Annotated in this window: 20 protein-coding genes; 12 read left to right on the forward strand and 8 right to left on the reverse strand. The window is 68.2% G+C overall.

Annotated features, from left to right (window positions below; translation table 11 throughout):
• The first annotated feature begins 22 nt into the window (after positions 1-22).
• The gene (locus tag CBI38_RS39315; protein ID WP_230989945.1) at positions 23-448 is read left to right on the forward strand and encodes a hypothetical protein; all 426 of its coding nucleotides are present in this window, start codon (positions 23-25) and stop codon (positions 446-448) included.
• The gene (locus CBI38_RS24535) at positions 445-4,980 is read left to right on the forward strand and encodes a cation-translocating P-type ATPase (RefSeq protein WP_418328283.1); all 4,536 of its coding nucleotides are present in this window, start codon (positions 445-447) and stop codon (positions 4,978-4,980) included. Before CBI38_RS39315 ends, CBI38_RS24535 begins: the two co-directional genes overlap by 4 nt.
• Positions 4,981-4,983: 3 nt before the next feature.
• Here the strand turns inward: CBI38_RS24535 and CBI38_RS39990 are convergent, their stop codons facing one another.
• Positions 4,984-5,112, reverse strand: coding sequence for an Rv1535 domain-containing protein (locus CBI38_RS39990; RefSeq protein ID WP_237184404.1), 129 nt, complete (start codon positions 5,110-5,112; stop codon positions 4,984-4,986).
• A 62-nt stretch (positions 5,113-5,174) separates the two neighbouring features.
• On the opposite strand from CBI38_RS39990, the gene CBI38_RS24540 reads away from it, so the two are divergent.
• From CBI38_RS24540 to dnaJ, 5 genes are all read left to right on the forward strand, one after another.
• A complete protein-coding gene (locus CBI38_RS24540; RefSeq protein ID WP_109332965.1) occupies positions 5,175-5,450 on the forward strand; it encodes a hypothetical protein in 276 nt (91 codons plus the stop codon).
• Positions 5,451-5,915: 465 nt separating this feature from the next.
• Positions 5,916-6,590, forward strand: a complete 675-nt coding sequence (locus tag CBI38_RS24545; protein ID WP_109332967.1) for a response regulator transcription factor — start codon at positions 5,916-5,918, stop codon at positions 6,588-6,590.
• An 87-nt stretch (positions 6,591-6,677) separates the two neighbouring features.
• The gene (locus tag CBI38_RS39320; RefSeq protein ID WP_230989946.1) at positions 6,678-7,007 is read left to right on the forward strand and encodes a hypothetical protein; all 330 of its coding nucleotides are present in this window, start codon (positions 6,678-6,680) and stop codon (positions 7,005-7,007) included.
• 28 nt (positions 7,008-7,035) lie between these two features.
• Positions 7,036-8,973 carry an aldo-keto reductase family protein gene (locus CBI38_RS24555; protein ID WP_109332969.1) on the forward strand — a complete coding sequence of 646 codons (1,938 nt, stop codon included), beginning with the start codon at positions 7,036-7,038 and terminating at the stop codon, positions 8,971-8,973.
• Between the two features lie 96 nt (positions 8,974-9,069).
• Positions 9,070-10,215: a molecular chaperone DnaJ gene (gene dnaJ, locus CBI38_RS24560; RefSeq protein WP_109332971.1), complete on the forward strand. Its 1,146-nt coding sequence runs from the start codon at positions 9,070-9,072 to the stop codon at positions 10,213-10,215.
• A gap of 80 nt (positions 10,216-10,295) precedes the next feature.
• Here dnaJ and CBI38_RS24565 read toward each other — a convergent pair whose 3' ends face one another.
• Positions 10,296-10,592, reverse strand: coding sequence for an Rdx family protein (locus tag CBI38_RS24565; RefSeq protein WP_109335331.1), 297 nt, complete (start codon positions 10,590-10,592; stop codon positions 10,296-10,298).
• Positions 10,593-10,965: 373 nt separating this feature from the next.
• Between CBI38_RS24565 and CBI38_RS37990 the strand changes: the two genes are divergently transcribed.
• Entirely contained in the window at positions 10,966-11,142 is a 177-nt protein-coding gene (locus tag CBI38_RS37990) for a hypothetical protein (protein ID WP_162603283.1), read from the forward strand.
• A gap of 113 nt (positions 11,143-11,255) precedes the next feature.
• Here CBI38_RS37990 and CBI38_RS24570 read toward each other — a convergent pair whose 3' ends face one another.
• From CBI38_RS24570 to CBI38_RS24585, 4 genes are all read right to left on the reverse strand, one after another.
• Positions 11,256-11,882, reverse strand: coding sequence for a sigma-70 family RNA polymerase sigma factor (locus CBI38_RS24570; protein ID WP_109332973.1), 627 nt, complete (start codon positions 11,880-11,882; stop codon positions 11,256-11,258).
• A 479-nt stretch (positions 11,883-12,361) separates the two neighbouring features.
• Positions 12,362-13,174, reverse strand: a complete 813-nt coding sequence (locus CBI38_RS24575; RefSeq protein ID WP_109332975.1) for an ABC transporter permease — start codon at positions 13,172-13,174, stop codon at positions 12,362-12,364.
• The gene (locus CBI38_RS24580; RefSeq protein ID WP_109332977.1) at positions 13,171-14,100 is read right to left on the reverse strand and encodes an ATP-binding cassette domain-containing protein; all 930 of its coding nucleotides are present in this window, start codon (positions 14,098-14,100) and stop codon (positions 13,171-13,173) included. Before CBI38_RS24580 ends, CBI38_RS24575 begins: the two co-directional genes overlap by 4 nt.
• A gap of 189 nt (positions 14,101-14,289) precedes the next feature.
• Complete coding sequence (locus CBI38_RS24585; protein WP_109332979.1) at positions 14,290-15,621, reverse strand: NAD(P)-binding domain-containing protein; 1,332 nt, start codon at positions 15,619-15,621, stop codon at positions 14,290-14,292.
• Between the two features lie 101 nt (positions 15,622-15,722).
• On the opposite strand from CBI38_RS24585, the gene CBI38_RS24590 reads away from it, so the two are divergent.
• On the forward strand, positions 15,723-16,586 hold the full coding sequence (locus CBI38_RS24590; RefSeq protein WP_109332981.1) for a helix-turn-helix domain-containing GNAT family N-acetyltransferase: 864 nt from the start codon (positions 15,723-15,725) through the stop codon (positions 16,584-16,586).
• A gap of 335 nt (positions 16,587-16,921) precedes the next feature.
• A complete protein-coding gene (locus CBI38_RS24600) occupies positions 16,922-17,887 on the forward strand; it encodes an arsenic resistance protein (RefSeq protein ID WP_109332983.1) in 966 nt (321 codons plus the stop codon).
• A 37-nt stretch (positions 17,888-17,924) separates the two neighbouring features.
• Here the strand turns inward: CBI38_RS24600 and CBI38_RS24605 are convergent, their stop codons facing one another.
• Together CBI38_RS24605 and CBI38_RS24610 are read right to left on the reverse strand one after the other, a co-directional pair.
• The gene (locus CBI38_RS24605; protein ID WP_109335333.1) at positions 17,925-18,626 is read right to left on the reverse strand and encodes a cation diffusion facilitator family transporter; all 702 of its coding nucleotides are present in this window, start codon (positions 18,624-18,626) and stop codon (positions 17,925-17,927) included.
• Positions 18,626-18,955 carry an ArsR/SmtB family transcription factor gene (locus CBI38_RS24610; RefSeq protein WP_204164996.1) on the reverse strand — a complete coding sequence of 110 codons (330 nt, stop codon included), beginning with the start codon at positions 18,953-18,955 and terminating at the stop codon, positions 18,626-18,628. The genes CBI38_RS24605 and CBI38_RS24610 overlap by 1 nt, the downstream gene beginning before the upstream one ends.
• Before the next feature lie 103 nt (positions 18,956-19,058).
• Here CBI38_RS24610 and CBI38_RS24615 point away from each other — a divergent pair, with 103 nt between their 5' ends.
• Together CBI38_RS24615 and arsB are read left to right on the forward strand one after the other, a co-directional pair.
• A complete protein-coding gene (locus tag CBI38_RS24615; protein WP_109332985.1) occupies positions 19,059-19,448 on the forward strand; it encodes an ArsR/SmtB family transcription factor in 390 nt (129 codons plus the stop codon).
• A complete protein-coding gene (gene arsB, locus CBI38_RS24620) occupies positions 19,445-20,557 on the forward strand; it encodes an ACR3 family arsenite efflux transporter (protein WP_109335334.1) in 1,113 nt (370 codons plus the stop codon). Before CBI38_RS24615 ends, arsB begins: the two co-directional genes overlap by 4 nt.
• Positions 20,558-20,582 lie beyond the last annotated feature (25 nt).

Raw genomic sequence — 20,582 nt, forward strand, 5'->3', positions numbered from 1 at the left:
AGGCGGATTGGGTGGAGTGCAGATGAACATTCTCGCGGGAACCGCACGGGTCGTCACCGGGGCCGGAGAGGCCGCGGTCGCCACGGTTGGCGCGGTGGGTGGCGCCACCGTGGGTAGCGTCGTCGGAAGTCTTCGAGGTACGGCCGAAGGTGCCATCGGCGGAGCACGCTACGGGAGCCATTCGACGCCGGCGGCGCTGCTGACCCTAGGCGCGGTCGGCACCGTCGGCCTCGTCGAGTGGCCGCTCGTCCTCGCGGCCGGTGGCACGGCGCTGGTGCTGCGTCAACTCACGCCCGCGCGGCCGAAGGATGCCGGCACGCCGGCGGCCGTGTCGACCCCGACCAAGCCCACCGCTGTACCCACTACGAGAAGTCGTGCCAAGCAGACCACATCCGGAAAGGCATCCGGATCAACGCTGTCAACCGTCTCGGCGCAGCCGGAGCCGTGAGTGCCGGAACACTGGTGAAGGGACTCGCGTCCCTTCCCAGTCGGTGTGTGCATACCGGGACGCGGGCGGCCACGTTCGGCGCAGCGGCCGCCCTCGACGCCACCCTGGTGGGTACCGCCACCGCCCTCGGAGTCGGATCGGTGTTGCTCAAAGGACCGGCCGCGGTGTCGGCAGGGTCGCCGTCGCCCCGTGCGGTCGCCAGATCCGTTATGGACGTGGCCCGTGAGGCCGCCGGGGGCACACCGGTGCGGCGGTGCGGCTCGGGGTCCGGGCGCATCTGGGTCGAGGTGCGCGGTCTCGACGGTCCGTACGGATCTGTGCTGGCCGAACGGGCACTGTCCGCGGTACGGGCAGCGCCGGGTGTCGAGGATGCACAAGTGCATCGCCCGTGGTCGCGGATCGTGGTGACTGCCGGCACTGCTGCTCCGAGCCCGGAAGCGCTGTGCCGAGTTGTCGCCGCGGCCGAAACCGCAGCAATCACAAAGGCTTCGGGTCAGCGCCCGATCGACCTGCCCGGCGACGACGTGGTGCTTCTCGCCCGGGCGATCGGTGCCGCCGCTGTCTCCGTGGGCTTGGGTGTTGCGCTGGCCGGGCGAGTACTGCGGTTGCCCCGGCTTCCTGCCGTCCTGGCTTCGGGGGTGATTTCCGTCGACTACCAACCGCGGCTGCGCGGATTGGTGGAGAAGGCGGTGGGCCCGGGCGCCACCGATCTTCTGTTCGCGACCGCGACCGCGACCGTATACACACTGACCCTGTCGCCGGATTCACTTGCCGTCGAGGCCGCGCTGCGGGGCGCGCTCGTCGCGGAGGCCTGGTCCGGCCGGCGGGCGTGGCAACGGGTGGAGCCGGCTCTTCCCGCCGCCGTCGGCGGTCCGCCCCCTCCCCTGCCCCGGCAGGTCCGTCCCACCGGCCCGGTCGAGCGGTACGCCGAACGCGCCGGCGTGGCGGGGCTGGCGGGTGACGTGGCACTCGGCGCCCTGACCCGCAACCCCGTCAACATAGGGACGGCGACGATGGTGGTCGCCCCCAAGGCGACACGCTCCGCGCGAGAGCTGTTCGCCAGCACCCTGGGCCGAGGAGTGGCCGACCGGCACGACGTGCTGCCCCTCCACCCCGAGGCTCTGCGCCGCCTCGACCGGGTCGAGGCGGTGGTGATCGACCCCCGCGCCCTTTACACTCCGGCGCTGACCGTCAGCCGTATTCTCGGGGTTCGCGACCGGGATCGGACCCGGGCGTGGGAATCGGCCCGGACCGCGGTCCAGCGCGGCGTTATCGGTCCCGGCTGGCATCCGGTCAACGCCGTGCCCGGCGCCGCGGTCAACGAACCCGACGACGATGCCCGGGTGCTGGTCAGCTCGGTCCACGACCCGTACGCGTCCGCGGTCGTCGCCGAGGCCCGGCGAGCGCAGGTCGAGGTCGTCTCGGTCGACGACGACGCCCTTCGTTCGCTGCGTAACGGTTTCGACCGGCTGGTCCCGCTGGTCGGATCGATCGATGACACCCTGTGCCACACCGTGACTGAGCTCCAACGAGAAGGTCGAGCAGTCGCGGTCGTCGCGGCGGAGGCGCCGCAGGCCCTCGGGCGTGCGGACGTCGGAATAGGTGTCACCCGCGACGGTGCTCCGCCGCCGTGCGGTGCACACCTGTGGGCAGCCGACCTGACCGGGGTCTGGCGCATCCTGCACGCGATCCCGGCGGCGCGGACGACCAGCCGTCGGGGTATCGAAATCTCTGCGCAGGCGTCCGCCCTCGGCACCCTGCTGATGCTGCCCGGTGTGCCCGGCAGCGGACCGGAGTCGGTCACCGCCGGGGCGGCCCTGGGGCTATGGATGGGACGATCGAAGGCGCGCAGTGTGCTCGCCGCGCCGTTGCCCGCACCCCGGCCGGCGCATGAATGGCATGCGATTCCCGCCGCCGAGGTGCGCGAGTTGTTACCCCCGCCGCGTAGGGACGACCACACTGCCCAGCTTCCGAAAAGCCGATACTCGGGGCTCGCCACCGGACCCGCACGGGCACTCGGTCGCATCGGCGTCCGGCCCGTCCTGTCCGCTTGGGGGTTGCTCCGCGCCGTACGTGACGAATTGGACGATCCGCTGACACCGATCCTCGCGACGTGTTCCGCGGCGAGCGCGGTCCTGGGCTCACCCATCGACGCGGTACTCGTCGGGTCCGTACTCGTGCTCAACGCCGGCATCTCGGCAACCCAGCGACTGCGCGCCGAAGAGGTCTTGAATCGCCTTCTCGCTGTCCAGGATGCGCCGGCACGGAAGCTCACCGAGCTCGGAACACCCTATGACACAGGGGACGTCGCCGACGTCGAGGCCGACCGCCGCTACGTCGACATCGCCACGGACCGGCTCCGGCCGGGCGAGGTGATCGAGGTCCGCCCCGGCGAGGTGGTTCCCGCGGACGGGCGGCTACTCGCCGCCGAGGGGGTAGAGGTCGACGAGTCGGCGCTGACCGGGGAATCGCTTCCCGTCGTCAAGCAGACACTTCCCACACCGGGTGCGCCGCTGGCCGAACGCACCTGCATGCTCTACGCCGGCACCACGGTGCTCACCGGAACCGCGGTGTCCCTGGTGACCGCGACCGGCCGCGGCACCGAAACCCGACGCGCCACCGCCCTCGCACCGGCGAAGGTGCGGGAAGTCGGCCTCAATGCCCAGCTGAGCCGGCTGACCCGGCGAGCGATGCCGATCAGTTTCGGCGGTGGCGCCATCGTCACCGGAATCGGTCTGCTCCGCGGCGCCGGTGTGCGATCCGCCGTCACCAGCGGAGTCGCGGTCATCGTGGCGGCGATCCCCGAAGGGCTTCCGCTGGTGGCCACGCTCGCGCAGATGTCCGCCGCCCGTCGACTCACCACGTCCTCGGCGCTGGTCCGCGTACCCCGCTCGGTCGAAGCACTGGGTCGGGTCGACGTGGTCTGTTTCGACAAGACCGGGACCCTCAGCGAGAACCGCCTACGGGTGACCGCCGTCGAACCGGTACCCGGATGCTCGCGGAAACAGGTGCTGGCCTACGCCGCCCGCACCGGGTGGTCGTCGAACGGCGGACCGCCGGATCACGCCACCGATGTCGCCATCGTGGATGCCGCCGACACCGAATCCGCGCCCGACGGCGACCGGACCCGGCAGGCCTACCTGCCGTTCCATTCCGGCCGCTCCTACGCCGCCGCGGTGTCCGGCACCCATCTCGCGGTCAAGGGTGCACCCGAGGTGATGCTCGAGTCCTTCGGCGCATCCGATGGTCCGCTTGCGGAGCGGGTGCAGTCGATGGCCACCGACGGTCTCCGGGTTATCGCCGTCGGGCAGCGCAACCTCACCGCGGCCGAAGCGGCGGCGGCTGCCGAGGACCCCGACGCCTTGGCACGACTATGCGAGCACGATCTCGTGCCCGTCGGGTTACTCGGCCTTGCCGACACTCCCCGCGCCGATGCCGCCGGCCTGCTGCCCGCGCTACGCGACCAGGGTGTCGGCATCCGGCTGATCACCGGAGACCACCCCGTCACCGCCATCGCCATCGCCGACGAATTGGGCATGCCCGTCACTCCGGACCAGGTGATCAGCGGCATCGACTGGGACGACCTCTCGCATCGCGAGCAGGAACGCGCCGTCGAGAGCTGCCTGGTCTTCGCCCGGATGTCCCCCGAACACAAGGTGCAGATCGTGCAGACCCTCGAGCGGATCGGGCGAGTGTGTGCCATGGTCGGCGACGGCGCCAACGACGCCGCCGCCATCCGGGCTGCCAGTGTCGGTATCGGAGTCGCGTCACACGGCAGCGCTCCCGCCCGCGGCGCGGCCGACGTCGTCCTCCTCGATGGCCAGGTCGGGGCATTGCTGGAGGCACTGGACGAGGGCCGCCAGTTGTGGCGGCGGGTGCAGGCCGCCGTAGCGGTGTTGGTGGGCGGCAACGCCGGGGAAGTGGCGTTCGCCCTCATCGGCAGCATCGCCACCGGCCGCTCCCCGTTGAACGCGCGCCAGTTGTTGTTGGTGAACATGCTCACCGACGCGCTCCCCGCGGCGGCCCTGGCGGTCAGCGCGACCAACCACAATGGAAACGGCATCGCCCACGGTCCGGACGAGGCAGCGCTGCTGCGCACCGTCGCATTCCGTGGCACGACCACCGCCGCCGGAGCCACAGCAGCCTGGGCCATGGCCAGCCTGACCGGCGGTCCGCAGCGTGCCTCCACCGTCGCCCTGGTCGCACTGATCGGAACCCAGCTCGGACAGATTCTGCTCGACTCCCGCAGCCCGCTCGTCGTGACTACCTCCGTCGGGTCACTCGCCGTCATGGCCGCGTTGATCAGCACCCCGGGAGTGAGCCAATTCCTCGGTTGCGTGCCCCTCGGGCCGCTGGGGTGGACGCAGGGTCTCGGTTCGGCCGCAGCGGCAACGGCCGCGGCCGCGATCGCCCCCGACCTACTCGCTCGCACACCCGGAATCAGCCGCACGATCGGCAAAGTACTCCGCACCGACCGCACCCTGTCTTTCACGACGGTTCCCGGCGATCTCGTGGACAGGCGGAAGGATTGAGGTTCAGTCGATGATCTCGACCACACCCGCCCGTACCAGCAGCGCGTACAACTCGCGCAACGGCGGAGTAAACGCCTGCGCCACCACGGACACGATCGGATCCGCACCGACGTCAATTCCTGTTTTCGCCACGCCGCCACGATGCCGACCCGAAACCAACTCCCGGTAAACGCCACACAGTGCGGAGGCAACCAATGTCCGACACCCCAAAAACCGGCCCGTCCCACCGGGACACCGTCGAACGCGTCCGCCACGCCGAGCGCTTCGCCGTGAACCTCCCGATCATCGGACGGGTGGGCATCCCGCCGCCCGAGCATCTCGCCTTCTACGCCGCCCTCGGCACCCTCGCGGCACTCGAGATCATCGAATGGCCCGTCGCCGTGATCATCGCCGCAGGCCATGTTCTGGCCGCCGAGGAACATCACCGCACCGGGCAAGAGATCGGTGACGCCCTCAAGCGGACATCATGACTCCCGGGCGGATTGGGCCGACACAGAACGATAGTGGGGTGCGATGCTCGATCGAGCCCCACTGAGACCGCGGGCTCGCAGGCAGCAGGGCGTATCCAGACACGGACGAGAGTGGGAACGGCCGAACCGCGTCAGCGCTTGCACCGTTAACCAAATATCCACCAACGCAGCCACATCCGTACACACGCAGTTCTCGAACACTCACCCTCGCCGCGCGAAGCCTGATCGGCAGCGTCCCAGGGCGACGACTTCACTGAAATAGGCGAATCTCCTCGAGGAAACGGGCCGGGTCGGTCTCAGCCATCAACCTTCACCCCGACACCACCGGCACCGGTCGGAGAGCGAAAAGTCCGCATCCATGCAATCGTATCGGCGAAGCGAAGTGGCCTGCTCCGACACATCCGCGACGACTGCTGCACATGGTGTGCCGAAGCAGGCGACCTCGAAGCGATCCAAGGAAAGCGCGTGAACTCATTCAGCGTCCCGACCGCAATCCCTGCGTGCGTGGTGCTCGTCCACGCCGGTGTCCCACGACCCGTCATCGACCGCATTCGACTGGCCGACCTCGACGCGCCCGACCTGGCGGTCCTCGACCTACGGCCAGAACGACGTCGCGCACATGACGCGGTACGGACGCTGAGGGCAACCCGATTCAACGGGGCACTCGTCGTGATCGGCCAGCGTGATGCCAGTCACGAGCGAATCACTGCTCTCGAGGCAGGCGCGGATGATGTTCTGGACGTGCAGATGGGCGAGGAGGAATTTGTTGCGCGGATTCGCGCGGTACTTCGCCGTGCCAAATCCGTGCAGCATCCGCCGATGACACCGATGGTGCCGGGTCTGTCCTTGCATTGGGGGTGCAGAACTGTCGAATGCAACGGCTTGCGTAGGGCCCTCACCCAGACCGAATTCAATCTCATGGTGGTGATGACCATGAATGCCGGCCGGATTGTTCTGCGCCGGCACCTCCTCCTGATCGTGTGGGGAGCCGCGAGTGAATCGAGGGCGAGGAAGGTCCTCAACACCTACATCTGCGCGTTACGGCGCAAGTTGGCGTCAATCGGTGCCCAACACACAGTTCAGACGATCCGCGGAGTCGGTTTCTCCCTGCAACAACACAATGCCGGACTGCCTGAATAATTGAACTCCGCGTTCTCCTTTGGCGCGTAACGTGAAGGGCGGTCGCCGCCGCGCGACCGACACCCGTAACCCCGTCGGGAGGTTGTCATGAACATCGTCGATCGCGCCGCCCGTACCGTCGGTCGAACTGCGGACATCGCGATTGCGGCGACGGGAGCGGTGGGCGGCAGCGTGGTCGGAGGAACGCTGGGAGCCGTCAAGGGCGTGTTTCAGGGCGCCGGAGCCGGGCTGCGCGGCGGAGCCGGCCTGGGGATCAGGTCGGTGGACAAGATCCGCGGCCGCACCCCAGACTCCGACACACGCCCCGCACACACACGCACGAAGTCCACCGAAGGCGACACCTCCACGTCGACGTCAAAGGCCAAGCCGAAGTCGAAGTCGAAGTCCGCGACGGGGCCGAAGCCCCGCACCCAGTAAGTCCTTCGTCGCCTCGACCTCCGTCGACATGAGCCTGAGCGCGTACCTCACAGGATCGGTTCTGCTGCCGGTCCGAGTAGCCCGGCGGGGCCTGCAGGCCGGCACCTCGATCGGCATCAGTCTCGTCGACACCACCGTTACCGGCGCCGCCGCGGTGGCCGGCGTCGGGATGAGCCTGGCCACCGCCCCCCTGCGGGGAGGCGCGGTGTCGGCGCGGGATATGGCACGGGAATTCCTCGGGGGCGCACCGTCCCGCCGATACTGGTGCGGATTCGACCGAATCTGGATGGAGGTCCGCGGGCTCGACGCCCCCGAGGGGCCCCAGGTCGGCACCGCCGTCCTCGCCGCCGTGCGTGCCCTGCCCGGCGTGACTGCGGCAGACCTCAACTACGCACTCTCCCGGATCGTCGTCGCCGTCGACGATGAGGCACCGTCTCTGACACAGCTCTGCGACACGGTATGCAGCGCCGAAAACTCGGTTCGCGCACCGGAACACGAACGGCCGCTCGATCTACCCGGCGACGACGTCGTCCTCGCCGGGCGGATAGCCGCACTGGCAACCACCGGAGTCGGTTTCGGTGTGTCGCTGGCCGCGGCGGCGTTGCGGTTGCCACAACTGCCACCGGCGGTGGCCGCGGCCGTCATCTCCGCCGATTACCAGCCCCGGATCCGGCGTCTCGTCGAGCGCCAGCTCGGGCCCGAGGCCACCGATGTGGTGCTGGCGACCGCTGGGGCGGCGATATTGACACTGACCCAGAACCCGGTCTCACTCGCAGTGAGCGTGCTGATCCGGGCCACACTGACGGCCGAGACCTGGTCGGCCCGGCAGGCCTGGCATCGACACGAACCCGCCCTGGCGCAGCACGCCGGCGACGACCATCCACCCGAGCACCCCCACCGTCCGCGCTCGCTTCCGGTCGGACCGGTCGAACGTCACGCCGACCGTTCCGCGCTCGCTGCCCCGGCAGCCGCCGCGGTCGCCGGGGCGGCCACCGGTGAGGCCGGCCTCGCCGGTACCGCGTTGATCGTCGCCGCCCCGGCCGCAGCCCGCACCGCACGCGAGTCGTTCGCCGCCACCCTCGGCCGGGGACTGGCCGACCGACACGCCGTGCTGCCGCTGCGGCCACCGGCGTTGCGCCGCCTCGATCGGGTCGACGCCGTCGTGATCGATCCGCAAGTCCTCACCCCGGTCGTACCCGATGCACACGTGCTGGACTACATCCGGCGCGCCGGCATCCGCACGATCTCGCTCCGGAGCCCAGCCCTCGGCGACGGACAGAACAACGTCGACGAACTCCACGAGCCCGCCGACGCCCCCGACACCGCCCTGCACGACGCGGTCGAGCTGCTACAGAGCCGAGGTGCCATCGTCGCGGTGATCGCCGCGCACGCCCCGCATGCCCTGGCAGCGGCGGACGTGGGTATCGGCGTGGTCGACGACCAGGAACCGCCCTGGTATGCCGATCTGTTGGTCGACGACCCGTCGACCGCCTGGAGGATTCTGTGCGCCGTACCGGCGGCGCGAGCCGCCAGCCGCCGGGGCGTCGAACTCGCCACCGGCAGTTCACTACTCGGTGCAGTGCTGCTGTTGACAAGCATTCCGTTCCAGGGCACCGAACCCGTGACCGGCGGGGCCGCAGCCGGACTGTGGATCGGTCACCGCCTGGCACGCCGGACCCTCGACGACCCCCTGGCCGAACACGACCGCAACCGCCCGCACCCGGACGACGCCCACCGAACACTTCGCGACCAGGTCCACCGAGCCGAGCGCTTCGCCCTCGCGCTGCCCCGCGGTGGGCAGCTTCCAATCCCCACCCCCGAACAGACCGCGTATCTGGCCGCCCTGACGCTTCTCGTCGCACTGCAGATCATCGATTGGCCCGTCGCCCTCGTGATCGCCGCCGGGTACGTCGTCACCACGGATCGTCGGCGCCCCGAGCGTGCGCTCGCCCAATCCGCGGCCTGAACGGAGCACCGCACTCGACGAAGGCCACCCCGCCTTCCCTGGCGCTTCTCACGCCGGGAATCGACCAGGATCCCAAACGGGAGAAGGTGATAACCAGTGACGCAGCGAGAGTGGGTGGAACGCGACTTCTATGCCGACCTGGGCGTGCCATCGGACGCATCGACCGAGCACATCAAGAAGGCTTACCGCAAGCTCGCCCGGGAGCTGCACCCGGACGCCAACCCGCACGACTCCCGAGCCGAGGATCGCTTCAAAACGGTCAGCGAGGCGCACGCCGTGCTCTCGGACCCGGTCAAACGCAAGGACTACGACGAGACACGCAGGCTGTTCACCCCCGGAGCCTTCGGTCGCAGCGGATTCCACGCCGGCGCCAGGTCGGGCGCCGGCGGCAGCGGCAGAGATTTCGGCATCGGCGACCTGTTCGGGCGGAGCTCACCCTTCACCAGCACTGGGGACCTGTTCGATCGGACCACCGGCACGCGCCCACGGCGCGGCAGTGACGTCGAGACCGACACACAGCTGACGTTCCGAGCGGCCATCCGCGGCACCGTGGTGCCACTACAAGTGAGCGGCGTCTCCACATGCACCGCATGTCACGGCAGCGGCACGACTCCCGGAACCACCGCGAGAGCCTGCCCGCGCTGTTATGGAATGGGATTGGTCACCCGCAATCTGGGAGCATTCGGGTTCAGCGAACCCTGCGACGACTGCCGCGGCACCGGGTTCGTCATCGACGCACCCTGCCCAGATTGTCAAGGCACCGGCAGCGGGAATCGCACCCGCACCGTCAACGTCCGGGTGCCAGCCGGCGTGTGTGATGGCCAACGCCTCCGGCTCCCGGGTCAAGGCGAACCGGGCCTGCGGGGCGCCCCTTCGGGCGATCTGTACGTTCGCGTACACGTCACCGCGGACCCGGTGTTCGGCCGCGACGGCGATGATCTCACCGTCACGATTCCGGTCACCTTCAGCGAGCTGGCCTTGGGTGCAACGATGTCCGTTCCCACCCTCGAGGGAACCGTCGGAATGAAGATTCCGGCGGGCACGGCAGCCGGACGAACCTTTCGGATTCGCGGTCGCGGAGCGCCCAGACGTGACGGCACGGCGGGCGATCTGTTGATCCGGACCGAGGTCACGGTGCCACCGAAGTTGGACGCCACCGCCGCCGAAGCTCTGCGGGCATACGCGCACGCCGAGCGAGCATCCGGATTCGATCCCCGCGCCAAGTGGGCGGGCAGGAGATGACTCCGAGAGACCCGACGGTCCGATCGCCCGGCTCGGCCACGAGTTGCGCGACCTCGAGGAGTCGCTGGGGATCTGACGGGTCAGGTTTCGGCGCGGTCGCTGTGCCCGAGGTGGCGGTCGGGAGCCACCCGGTCACGGACCAGTTGCTTCAGGACGGTGATCTCGGGGAATCCACTTTTCTCCTTGCGGTCCCAGATGAGTTCGCCGTCGACGGTGATACGGAAGATTCCGCCCGTGCCTGGTACGAGCGCGACTTCGCCGAGGTCTTGCCCGAAGGTGCCGAGAAGTTCCTGCGCCATCCATGCTGCGCGTAACAACCACTGGCACTGCGTGCAGTAAGTGATCTCGACCCGGCTACCTGGGCTGCTCGTCGTCATCGAGACAATGTAGCCGACCAGGCGCCCCGAACTCACTCGGACGCTTGCCGATTGGTGAGCCGACGAATCTACACCGATGCCATCGTCTCGTCATCTCGATGTCACCGACGAACTGCACAATGTCGATCGTCAGATCGTGCCCGCCTTGTGAAAGGAAGTTCCCATGTCTACCGCACTCGAAGAATCACGTCGCCACGCCATCGAATTGACCAACGAGAAGATTCAGGCCATCAAGGATTTCTTCACCCACATCTTCCGCCTGGACACCGCGAAGTAGCGCGCCCGTCTGCCACCACCGTCGTGGCCGCGTTGCGTCCTTTCTCGTCCTTCTCCGTCTGAACTGGTACCCATCCCTACGGATCAAGGAGTCACCATGACGGGCACCAACGAGTTCGAGACCCCGACGACGGATCGGACGGACGCACCATCCCAGGCTGCCGCACCGACGTGCTGCAGCACCGAACGGCAGACCACCTGCTGCGATCAGAGCGAGAAGTCGACGTGCTGTGGTCCGGCGGCGACGGCCGGCGGCGGATGCGGCTGCCAATAGCTCTCGACCAGTCCACACGGCGGTGCGGTGCGAGCGAAAGTGGGCTCGCACCGCACCGCCGTCTGTGCGTGGTGATGCGCGGATGACCGGCGTCACCCCACTGGGTTGCCGGCCTACTGATCGTCCGGTGGCGTGGTTCCGCAGGCACAAGCTCCGCCGCCGCGCGGCTGATAGTCGTGCACGTGACCGGTGCGATCCTGGCTGATCTGACAGCAAGCGTGCAGCCGAGCCTGAAGAGTGGCACGGCCGCGCTGCACCCGGGACTTCATCCCGGACACCGAAATTCCCGCCTCGCTGGCCGCGGCGGCGTGGGTTCGGGCGTCGAGGTCGACCATCTTCACCGCCGCGGCCTGCTCTGCGGGCAGCCCGGACAGCATCGGCACCAAGCACGACGCGAGTTCTTTCGCCGCCGCCTCGTCGGGATCGGCTTCGCCGCCGAGTGGGTTGTCCGGGACGGCGTCGACGGCGAGTTCCCGCCGATGAGGCGCCGACCGGTAGTAGTCGGTAATCGCGTTACGGGTGATGGCATACATCCATCCGAGGAGGCGGTCCTGCTCGCGTAGATTGTCAAGACTCTTGGCCATCCGCAGGAACACGATCGACAGAATGTCGTCGGCGTCCTCGGGACGCGAGACCCGGCGGGCGATGAAGGCCCGCAAGTCGCTCGAGAAGCGGCGCCAGAGCTGGTCCAGATCAGCCGGCGCCTGGGATGTCGTCGTGGTGGAAGTGTCCTCGCTCATGATGTTCCGGTTCCTCTCCGTCTCCAGCATCCTCGCCTGACGGCGCGGTGACGACCCCCTGAGTCATCTTTCAGGTACGGACGACGGTCATCACCTTCGGACGCATCGTGCGTCCGAAAGCCAAGTTCCTCGTCTGTATGGGTGTCGATGTCGATGACGGGTTCTCCGCTTCGACGTACCAGTTGAAGCCTGTGAGGAGGTGAGAGCGATGCTGACCACACATTTATTTTCGGGTCTGACCAGCGAAGAGGTCGATCTGATCGTGGCGGAGGAACTGCATCTGCTCGGTGCCGCCGCATGAGCGCTGTCGTCGCCCCGCTCCGGCGTATCCACTGATTCCAGCACCCCCGAACATGCCCCTACCCTCTCGCAGGGTGGGGGCCAGAAGAGTGCCCGGCTCCGGATCAGCAGTGCACACGACAAAACCCGCCCCGCCCTTTCCCTGCGGAAGGGAAAGGGCGGGGCGGGTAAGTCTTCGTTCAGCGGGCGTTCGCCGACCGAACCAGGCGGGTGAGAATGGGGACGGCCGTCACCACCGCCCACAACCCGATCGCCGCGACCAGGGCTGCGGCGGTGTCACCGATGGTCGCGGTGCCGAGCACGTGCCCTCGCAGCGCGTCGGTGGCGTGCGCGACCGGATTGACCGTCGCCATGGCCTGCATCCAGCCGGGCATGGTCTCGATCGGCGCGAAGGCACTCGAGATGAACATCAGCGGCATCATCACCATCATTCCGGCGAACTGCACCACATCCGGGCGGCGGAGCCGGTCCCCGATGAGCCCGAACAAGGCGCTCATCGCCCCGGCCAGCACCACCAGCACGACGACCGCGGCGGCGGCATCGAGCGCGGTGCCGTAGAACTCGAAACCCAATGCGACCGCGGCAATCCCGAGCAGCGCGGCCCGGGCGAGAGTGAAGACCGCCTCGTTAATGGTGCGGGCCACCCCCGGCAACGCCGCGCGCATCGGCAGGGCCGCGAAGCGATCGTGCAGGCCGTTTGTGTGATCGATCGCCGCAGACACTCCGGCATTCGTGCCGGCCATGACGGTGGACACGGCGAGCATGGCCGGGGTGAGGAAAACGATGTAACTGACCCCGGGCGGAAAGCCCGGTCCGGCGGCGACGCTGCGGAAGACCTGGCTGAACAGGACGAGCATCGCCATCGGCATGGTCAACGAGAACATCAGGAGCTGCGGAACGCGGGCGCTGGTGCGCAGGTTGCGAACGGTGAGTGCGGCGAGCTGGTCCCCGATCGGGAACCGCCCCGTCGTGGTGGTGCGAATGGTGGTCATCGGTGGGCTCCAGTGTGGGCGAGGTGGGTGAAGACGTCGTCGAGGCTCGGTGAGGTCACGTCCAGGTCGGTGACCTCGATACCGCCTCGGTGCAGGTGTGCGACCAGTTCGGTCGCGGCGGGCGCATCGTCGACGGTGACCGACACCCGAACCCGGCCGTCGTCGAGATGGTGATCGGTGTCCGGGATGAACGGCAGGCCGCCGAGCTGGTGGGCGGGGACGGTCGCGGTCAGGACCTTGCCGCCGACGATCCGTTTCAGCTCGGCCGGGGTGCCGCAGGCGGCGACGCGACCCCGGCTCAGGACCACGATGTGGTCGGCGAGCCGGTCGGCTTCCTCGAGATACTGGGTGGTGAGCACGACGGTGGTGCCGCTGGTGGTCAGCTCGTCGACGACGTCCCACAGGCCGGCGCGGGCAATCGGGTCGAGACCGGTGGTCGGTTCGTCGAGGAACAGCACCGACGGGGACCCGACGAGGCTCGCGGCCAGATCGACCCGGCGGCGGGAGCCACCGGAAAGTTCCCCGATCCGCCGGGTCGCATACTCGTGCAACCCGAGTCGGTCGATCAGCGCGTCGGCCCGTGCGCGGGCGGCGGTGCGACGCAACCCGGTCAGGCGGCCGATCAGCTCCAAATTCTCTCTGGCGGTGAGAAACTCGTCGAGGCCGGCGTATTGGCCGGTCACCCCGATCCGGCGGCGCACCTCGGTGGCGTCGGCCACCACGTCCAGACCCTCGACCTCCACCCGGCCGATGGTGGGGCGCACCAGGGTGGTCAGGGTACGGATCAAGGTGGTCTTACCGGCGCCGTTGTGGCCGAGTACCCCGAGGGTGGACCCGGCCGCGGCGGCGACGTCGACTCCGTCGAGGGCCCATGTTTTGCCGTAGGCGACGTGCAGGTCCTCGACGAGGACGGCGGGGGCGGTCATCGCACACCCCCGGCGTGGTCGGCGTCGGGATGGGCGGACAAGTGGGTGGTCATCGGAACGGTTCCTCTCGCGGAGAATGCGCTCCCACCCGGTGGTGGGTGGAAGTCCGCTTACTCAGACGAAGCGACCGCGATTCGGACGCAACCGCCGCCGAGCGGCCGTCGGCGGCAGCGCGACCTCTGTCAGGAGCTATCCGTTCGGACGGGCAGACAGAGTGACCATCTGCGGAGTCGGTGCGGCGCCGCGGCCACCCACGGTGGCGGATTCGGATTCGTCGAACACCCCGGCGCCGCCGCACACCCCCGTCTCGGGCAGGGTCAGCTCGACTCGGGCCGCGGCGTCGTGATCCCCGCTCAGGGCGGCGGCGATGCTGCGAACCTGCTCGTACCCCGTCATTGCCAGGAAGGTCGGGGCGCGGCCATAGCTCTTCATTCCAGCCAGGAACACATTCGGCTCCGGATGCGACAATTCGGCCACCCCGTGCGGGTAGACGGTGCCGCAGGAGTGTACGTTCGGGTCGATCAACGGCGCCAACTGGGTCGGGGCCTGCAGCACGGGGTCGAGGCCGAGGCGGATCTCCGACAGCCAGGACAGGTCTGGGCGGAACCCGGTGAGCACCACCACCCGGTCGACGTTCTCGATGCGGGCCCCGGTGTCGGAGACCAACGCCATCTGCCCACCGTCGGATTCGATTGTCGCGGTGCGGAACCCGGGAACCACCTGCAACAGTCCGGCATCGACGGCCGCCTTGGCGCGCAGGCCGAGGGCGCCGCGGGCAGGTAGCTGGTCGTCCTCGCCGCCGCCGAACGTGGAGCCGACGTCACCGCGGCGCAACACCCACGTGATGCGGGTGCCCGGGGCCTGCTTCTCCAGATTGGCCAACGCGACGATCGCGGTCAGCGCCGAGTGGCCACTGCCGGCGATGACGGTGTGCTTTCCTCCGTAACGGGCCCACGCGTCCTCGTCCGCGAGGTTCGGGACCCGGTACTCGATCCGGTCCGCGGCAGCCTTCTCGCCGAGTGCCGGCAGGCCTTCGCCGCCGAGCGGGTTCGGCGTGCCCCAGGTGCCGGAGGCGTCGATGACCGCCTGAGCGATGATGCGGTCCTCGGTGCCGCCTGAGCGGCGCAGGTGCACCGACAGTGGTTCGGTGTCGCGGCCGGCGTCGACCACCCGGTCCCGACCGCGGCGGGCCACCCCGATCACCTCGGTGCCCAGCTGCACCACGTCGCCGAGCGCTGATGCCAACGGCTGCAGATAGTTCTCGGCCCAGTCCTGGCCGGTCGGATATGCGTCATCGTCGGGGGCTGCCCAGCCGGCCGCCTCGAGCAGGCGGCGAGCTGCGGGGTCGATCAGCTCCTCCCAACGAGAGAACAACCGCACATGGTTCCACTCGGCGACGGCAGCACCGGCGACCGGACCGCGCTCGAAGACGAGCGGAGTCAGGCCGCGCTCACGCAATTCGGCGGCGGCGGCGAGGCCGATCGGCCCTGCACCCACTACGACTACAGGCAAAGCACTCATCTCGAGATCCTTCCATCGACGTTCATCGATCTACTGATTTCGGAGAGTATCGATGCTCGTCGATGAATGCAACCATCGATGTATATCGATATAGTGAAGTCATGAGCTCCGTGGAGATGTCGGCCGTCCGGACTACCCGCCCGAACGATGCGCTGGCCACCGAAGATGCGGTCACCTACGCCGGTTGGTTCGCCTGCCTGGCCGACCCCACCCGGGTTCGGCTGCTGCACCAGGTCGCATCCCGGCCTGCCGGGATCACGGTCGGTGAGCTCGCTGACGCCCTCGAAATAGGACAGCCCACCGTCTCGCATCACGTCCGCAAGCTCGCGGACGTCGGCTTCGTCACCCTGAACAAAAGCCGCACCAGCACCGTCGTCACGGTCAACCCCTCCTGCTGCACCGGACTGCCACACGCCGCGGACGCGGTCATGGGTGTGCTGACCTCGCGCCCGTGCTGCCCGGACGACCTACCCGGCGACGTGACCATCCGTCCCATGACAGACGAGGACTGGGAGGACGTGCGCCGGATCTACGGCGAGGGCATCGCCACCCGCACCGCCACCTTCACCACCGAAGTGCCCACCCGGAAATCCCTGGACGCACAGTGGCTCCCCGATCATCGGTGGGTCGCCGAGATCGACGGTACGGTGGCCGGCTGGGCCACGCTGAGCCCGACGTCCGGACGGGACTGCTACCGAGGCGTCGCCGAAAACTCGATCTACGTCGCCGACGGCATGCGCGGGCGCGGCGTCGGCAAGACCCTGCTGCGCACCCAGGTCATCGCCGCCGACGACGCGGGTATCTGGACGCTGCAGACGTCGATCTTCCCGGAAAACAGGGCCAGCATCGCCCTGCACCACTCCGCCGGATTCCGCACCGTCGGCGTCCGCGAACGCATCGCCCAACTCGACGGTGTGTGGCGCGACACCGTCTTCCTCGAACGCCGCAGCGCAGCGACGACCTGAACGGTGTTCCCAACCTTCGACTTGACCTTCGAGTCGAGTTGAAGGTTTACCGTCGATGACATGAGCACGTACAGGATTTCTTAGCTCGCGGCGCTCGCCGCGGTGCCGGCCACGACTCTGCTGTTGACCCCCGGCACCCTGGTGTTGAGTGTGTGCGCCCCCGAGGCGGCCGAACCGCTGGTGACCGAGCTGTTCGGAGTGAGGGCATGACGGCGACCGGCCGACGATGACCGGTCGCCGACCCACGTGCGCGACAATGACCGCGCCTTGGAGTAGGCAGAAACGAACCGCGAGGGAGACGAGCAGTTGCACAGCCGCAGGGCGTGGTCGCGCGAATGGAACAGCACCAGGTGGCGATCTACCTCGCGGCGATGGTCGCCGGCGCCGGAATCGGCTGGACCGCACCGGCAGCGGGCCCTGGCCTCGAGCACGCGATCAACCCGGTCCTTGGCGCGCTGCTGTTCGTGACGTTCCTGCAGGTGCCGGCCGCCGAACTGCTGCGGTCCCTGCGTGAGGGCCGGTTCCTGGCGGCCGTCCTGGCGGTCAACTTCCTGCTCGCCCCGCTCGTCGTCGCCGCGATGTTCACCTTTCTGCCCGCCGACCAGGCGGTGCGGATCGGTCTGCTGCTGGTATTGCTGTGCCCGTGCGTGGACTATGTGATCGTCTTCTCCGGGCTAGCCGGCGGCAGCAGCAGCCGTCTCCTCGCTGCGACCCCGTTGCTGTTGCTCACCCAGATGCTGCTGCTCCCGGTGTTTCTCGTGCTGTTTCTCGGTTCGGATCTGTCCGATATCGTCGACGTCGGACCGTTCGTCACCGCGTTCATCGTCTTGATCGTCATCCCCCTCGCGTTGGCGTGGGCCACCCAGTTCTGGTCGGCGCGTGCGGAATCGGGGCGGAGCGCATCGGCGGCGGCGACCGCAACGATGGTGCCGCTGATGGCGGCCACCCTGCTGGTGGTGGTCGCCTCCCAGGTGCCGAAGCTCGAGGGCCAGGTTGCCGATGTGGCCGCGGTGGTGCCCTTCTACGTGGCGTTCCTGGTGGTAATGGCGTTCGCGGGACTGCTGGTCGCCCGGTTGTGTCGGTTGGACCCGCCGTCCGGGCGGGCCGTGCTGTTCAGCGGAGCGACCCGCAACTCCCTGGTCGTGCTGCCCCTCGCGCTGGCCCTGCCCGACCATCTCGCGGTCGCCGCGGTGGTCGTGGTCACCCAGACCCTCGTCGAGGTCGTCGGCATGGTGATCTACGTCCGGTTGGTGCCGCGTCTGCTGCCCGCGGCCACCGATACCTCACCCGCACCGGCCTGAGCCGGGATCCGCGGCGGCGGATTTCGAGCGCCTTACTTCAGTCGCCGCAACACTCGGAGCCATGCGCTGCAGTATCGGGGCGGGGATTGACCGGCGCGACACAGCAGCTCTCGCCCTTCCAGGCGTTGAGCCCTTCCTTGACGGCGATCACCGCGATCACCAGCGCGGCGATCGGATCCGCCCAGGACCAGCCGAACAGGCTGTTGACCAGCAGGCCGACCAGGAGGACGGCGGACAGGTAGGTGCACAGCAGGGTTTGCTTGGAGTCGGCGACCGCCGAGAGGGAGCCGAGTTCACGCCCGGCTCGCCGTTGCGCCCAGGACAGCACCGGCATGACCGCCAAACTCACAGCAGCCAAACCGATTCCGATACTCGAATGTTGCGCTTCGTCCAACCCCACCAGTGACCGGAGAGCGTCGACGCTCACATACAGCGCGAGTCCGAAGAAAGAGAAAGCGATGATCCGCAGCGCGATCTTCTCGCGCGCTTCGGGATCCTTGCCCGCGAACTGCCAGGCCACGGCGAACGCCGAGGACACCTCGATCACGGAGTCCAGCCCGAATCCGATCAGCGCGGCAGACGACACCCTAGCGCCCTCGGTCAACGCGATGACCGCCTCGAGCACGTTGTAACTGATCGTCGCGGCCACCAACCACCGAATCCGGCGCGAGAGCAACTGGCGACGATCCGCCGAGAGACCGGGTGGCCGCATCCCCGGGGTGCCGAGATCTGACGCCATCAGCAGCACCCGTCGGAATCCGCCGTCGGGCAATGGGACGGATCGACGGCCAGGACCAGACCGATCAAGTCGTCGAGCGCACGCCCGATACGAGGATCCGCCAGTTCGTAGCGAGCCCGTCGCCCCTCGGGAACGGCGACCACAAGTCCACAGCCCCGCAGGCACGCCAAATGATTCGACAGGATCTGCCGCGACACCCCGATCTGCTCGGCCAACTCGGACGGATAGCCCGGCGCTGTCCGCAGACGCAGCAGGATCTGTGTGCGCGTCGAATCCGAGAGCGCATACCCGAAACGGGCAAGCGCATCACCGTGCACGAGAGTATCCACACCCAAACGATACATCTGCTTCTGTATCCAGAAAAGCATGTACTCAAGCCCATTCATCGACTGTTCATTTGTGCACTGATTCGATGTCTGTCAATATCGACTTATGTCGAATCAGGAACTGTCGGAGAGTGGTGCGTGTTGCTCACCGCTGGTACGCGAACCGTTGACCGAGGACTGGGCCGGCGATCTGGCCCGGATGTTCAAGGCCCTCGGTGACCCGGTCCGCCTGCGCCTGCTCAGCCTCGTGGCCTCTCACGCAGGTGGGGAGGCGTGCGTGTGCGACATCTCCGAAACGTTCGACCTGTCCCAGCCGACGATTTCCCATCACCTGAAGGTGCTCCGGTCGGCGGGACTGCTGGACTGCGAACGCCGCGGCACCTGGGTCTACTACTGGGTGGTCCCCTCCGCGTTGCAGCAGCTGTCCGCGGTGCTACTCACCGAAGGTGGACCCGTCGTACCGTCCGAGACATGCGCGGCGGAGGTGCCGGCATGAGCGAGGCAACCACCACCGAACACCACCCGGCCGTCGTCGGCAAACTGTCTACCCTCGACCGATATCTGCCGGTGTGGATCGGCGTCGCCATGGTGGCCGGGCTGCTGCTGGGCAGGATGATCCCCGGTCTGGGTGATGCCCTGTCCGCGGTGGAGGTCGACGGAATTTCCCTGCCGATCGCCCTCGGTCTGCTGATCATGATGTACCCGGTGCTGGCGAAGGTCCGCTACGACCGTCTCGACACGGTCACCGGCGACCGCAAACTCCTCATCGGGTCCCTCGTGCTGAACTGGGTCCTCGGCCCGGCGCTGATGTTCGCCCTGGCCTGGCTATTGCTGCCGGATCTGCCCGAGTACCGCACCGGCTTGATCATCGTCGGGCTGGCCCGCTGCATCGCCATGGTGATCATCTGGAACGACCTCGCCTGCGGTGACCGCGAGGCCGCCGCCGTGCTGGTGGCGATCAACTCGGTGTTCCAGGTGATCATGTTCGCCGTCCTCGGCTGGTTCTACCTCTCGGTCCTGCCTGGTTGGCTCGGCCTCGAGCAAACCACCATCGACACCTCTCCGTGGCAGATCGCGAAGTCGGTGCTCATCTTCCTCGGCATCCCGCTGCTCGCCGGCTACCTCACCCGCCGCTACGGCGAAAAGGCAAAGGGCCGTATCTGGTACGAGAGCAAGTTCATCCCCCGCATCGGGCCGTGGGCGCTCTACGGGCTGCTGTTCACCATCGTCATCCTCTTCGCCCTGCAGGGCGAGCAGATCACCTCCCAGCCGCTCGACGTCGTCCGCATCGCGATCCCGCTACTCGCCTACTTCGCCATCATGTGGGGTGGCGGCTACGCCCTCGGCGCCGCAATGGGTCTCGGGTACGAGCGCACCACCACCCTGGCGTTCACCGCCGCGGGCAACAACTTCGAACTCGCCATCGCCGTCGCCATCGCCACCTACGGCGCCACCTCCGGCCAAGCACTCGCCGGTGTCGTCGGCCCACTGATCGAGGTGCCCGTCCTCGTCGGACTCGTGTACGTCTCGCTCGCTCTGCGTAGGAGATTCGCCGAGCAGCGCACGCCCACGCCAGCCGTGACGCTCGACAATCACGACTCCTGATCGACACCTACCTCCGAAAGGCATT

Origin of the sequence: Rhodococcus oxybenzonivorans, assembly GCF_003130705.1 — a bacterium.
In the GTDB taxonomy this organism is placed as follows: Bacteria; Actinomycetota; Actinomycetes; order Mycobacteriales; family Mycobacteriaceae; genus Rhodococcus_F; species Rhodococcus_F oxybenzonivorans.

What these genes read in the sequence shown, in the direction of transcription:
- CBI38_RS39315 (WP_230989945.1), top strand. Translation starts at nt 23, where the DNA reads ATGAACATTCTCGCGGGAACCGCACGGGTCGTCACCGGGGCCGGAGAG.
- CBI38_RS24540 (WP_109332965.1), top strand. Translation starts at nt 5,175, where the DNA reads ATGTCCGACACCCCAAAAACCGGCCCGTCCCACCGGGACACCGTCGAA.
- CBI38_RS39320 (WP_230989946.1), top strand. Translation starts at nt 6,678, where the DNA reads ATGAACATCGTCGATCGCGCCGCCCGTACCGTCGGTCGAACTGCGGAC.
- CBI38_RS24555 (WP_109332969.1), top strand. Translation starts at nt 7,036, where the DNA reads ATGAGCCTGAGCGCGTACCTCACAGGATCGGTTCTGCTGCCGGTCCGA.
- CBI38_RS24565 (WP_109335331.1), bottom strand. Translation starts at nt 10,592, where the DNA reads ATGACGACGAGCAGCCCAGGTAGCCGGGTCGAGATCACTTACTGCACG.
- CBI38_RS37990 (WP_162603283.1), top strand. Translation starts at nt 10,966, where the DNA reads ATGACGGGCACCAACGAGTTCGAGACCCCGACGACGGATCGGACGGAC.
- CBI38_RS24570 (WP_109332973.1), bottom strand. Translation starts at nt 11,882, where the DNA reads ATGAGCGAGGACACTTCCACCACGACGACATCCCAGGCGCCGGCTGAT.
- CBI38_RS24575 (WP_109332975.1), bottom strand. Translation starts at nt 13,174, where the DNA reads ATGACCACCATTCGCACCACCACGACGGGGCGGTTCCCGATCGGGGAC.
- CBI38_RS24580 (WP_109332977.1), bottom strand. Translation starts at nt 14,100, where the DNA reads ATGACCGCCCCCGCCGTCCTCGTCGAGGACCTGCACGTCGCCTACGGC.
- CBI38_RS24585 (WP_109332979.1), bottom strand. Translation starts at nt 15,621, where the DNA reads ATGAGTGCTTTGCCTGTAGTCGTAGTGGGTGCAGGGCCGATCGGCCTC.
- CBI38_RS24590 (WP_109332981.1), top strand. Translation starts at nt 15,723, where the DNA reads ATGAGCTCCGTGGAGATGTCGGCCGTCCGGACTACCCGCCCGAACGAT.
- CBI38_RS24600 (WP_109332983.1), top strand. Translation starts at nt 16,922, where the DNA reads ATGGAACAGCACCAGGTGGCGATCTACCTCGCGGCGATGGTCGCCGGC.
- CBI38_RS24605 (WP_109335333.1), bottom strand. Translation starts at nt 18,626, where the DNA reads ATGGCGTCAGATCTCGGCACCCCGGGGATGCGGCCACCCGGTCTCTCG.
- CBI38_RS24615 (WP_109332985.1), top strand. Translation starts at nt 19,059, where the DNA reads ATGTCGAATCAGGAACTGTCGGAGAGTGGTGCGTGTTGCTCACCGCTG.
- arsB (WP_109335334.1), top strand. Translation starts at nt 19,445, where the DNA reads ATGAGCGAGGCAACCACCACCGAACACCACCCGGCCGTCGTCGGCAAA.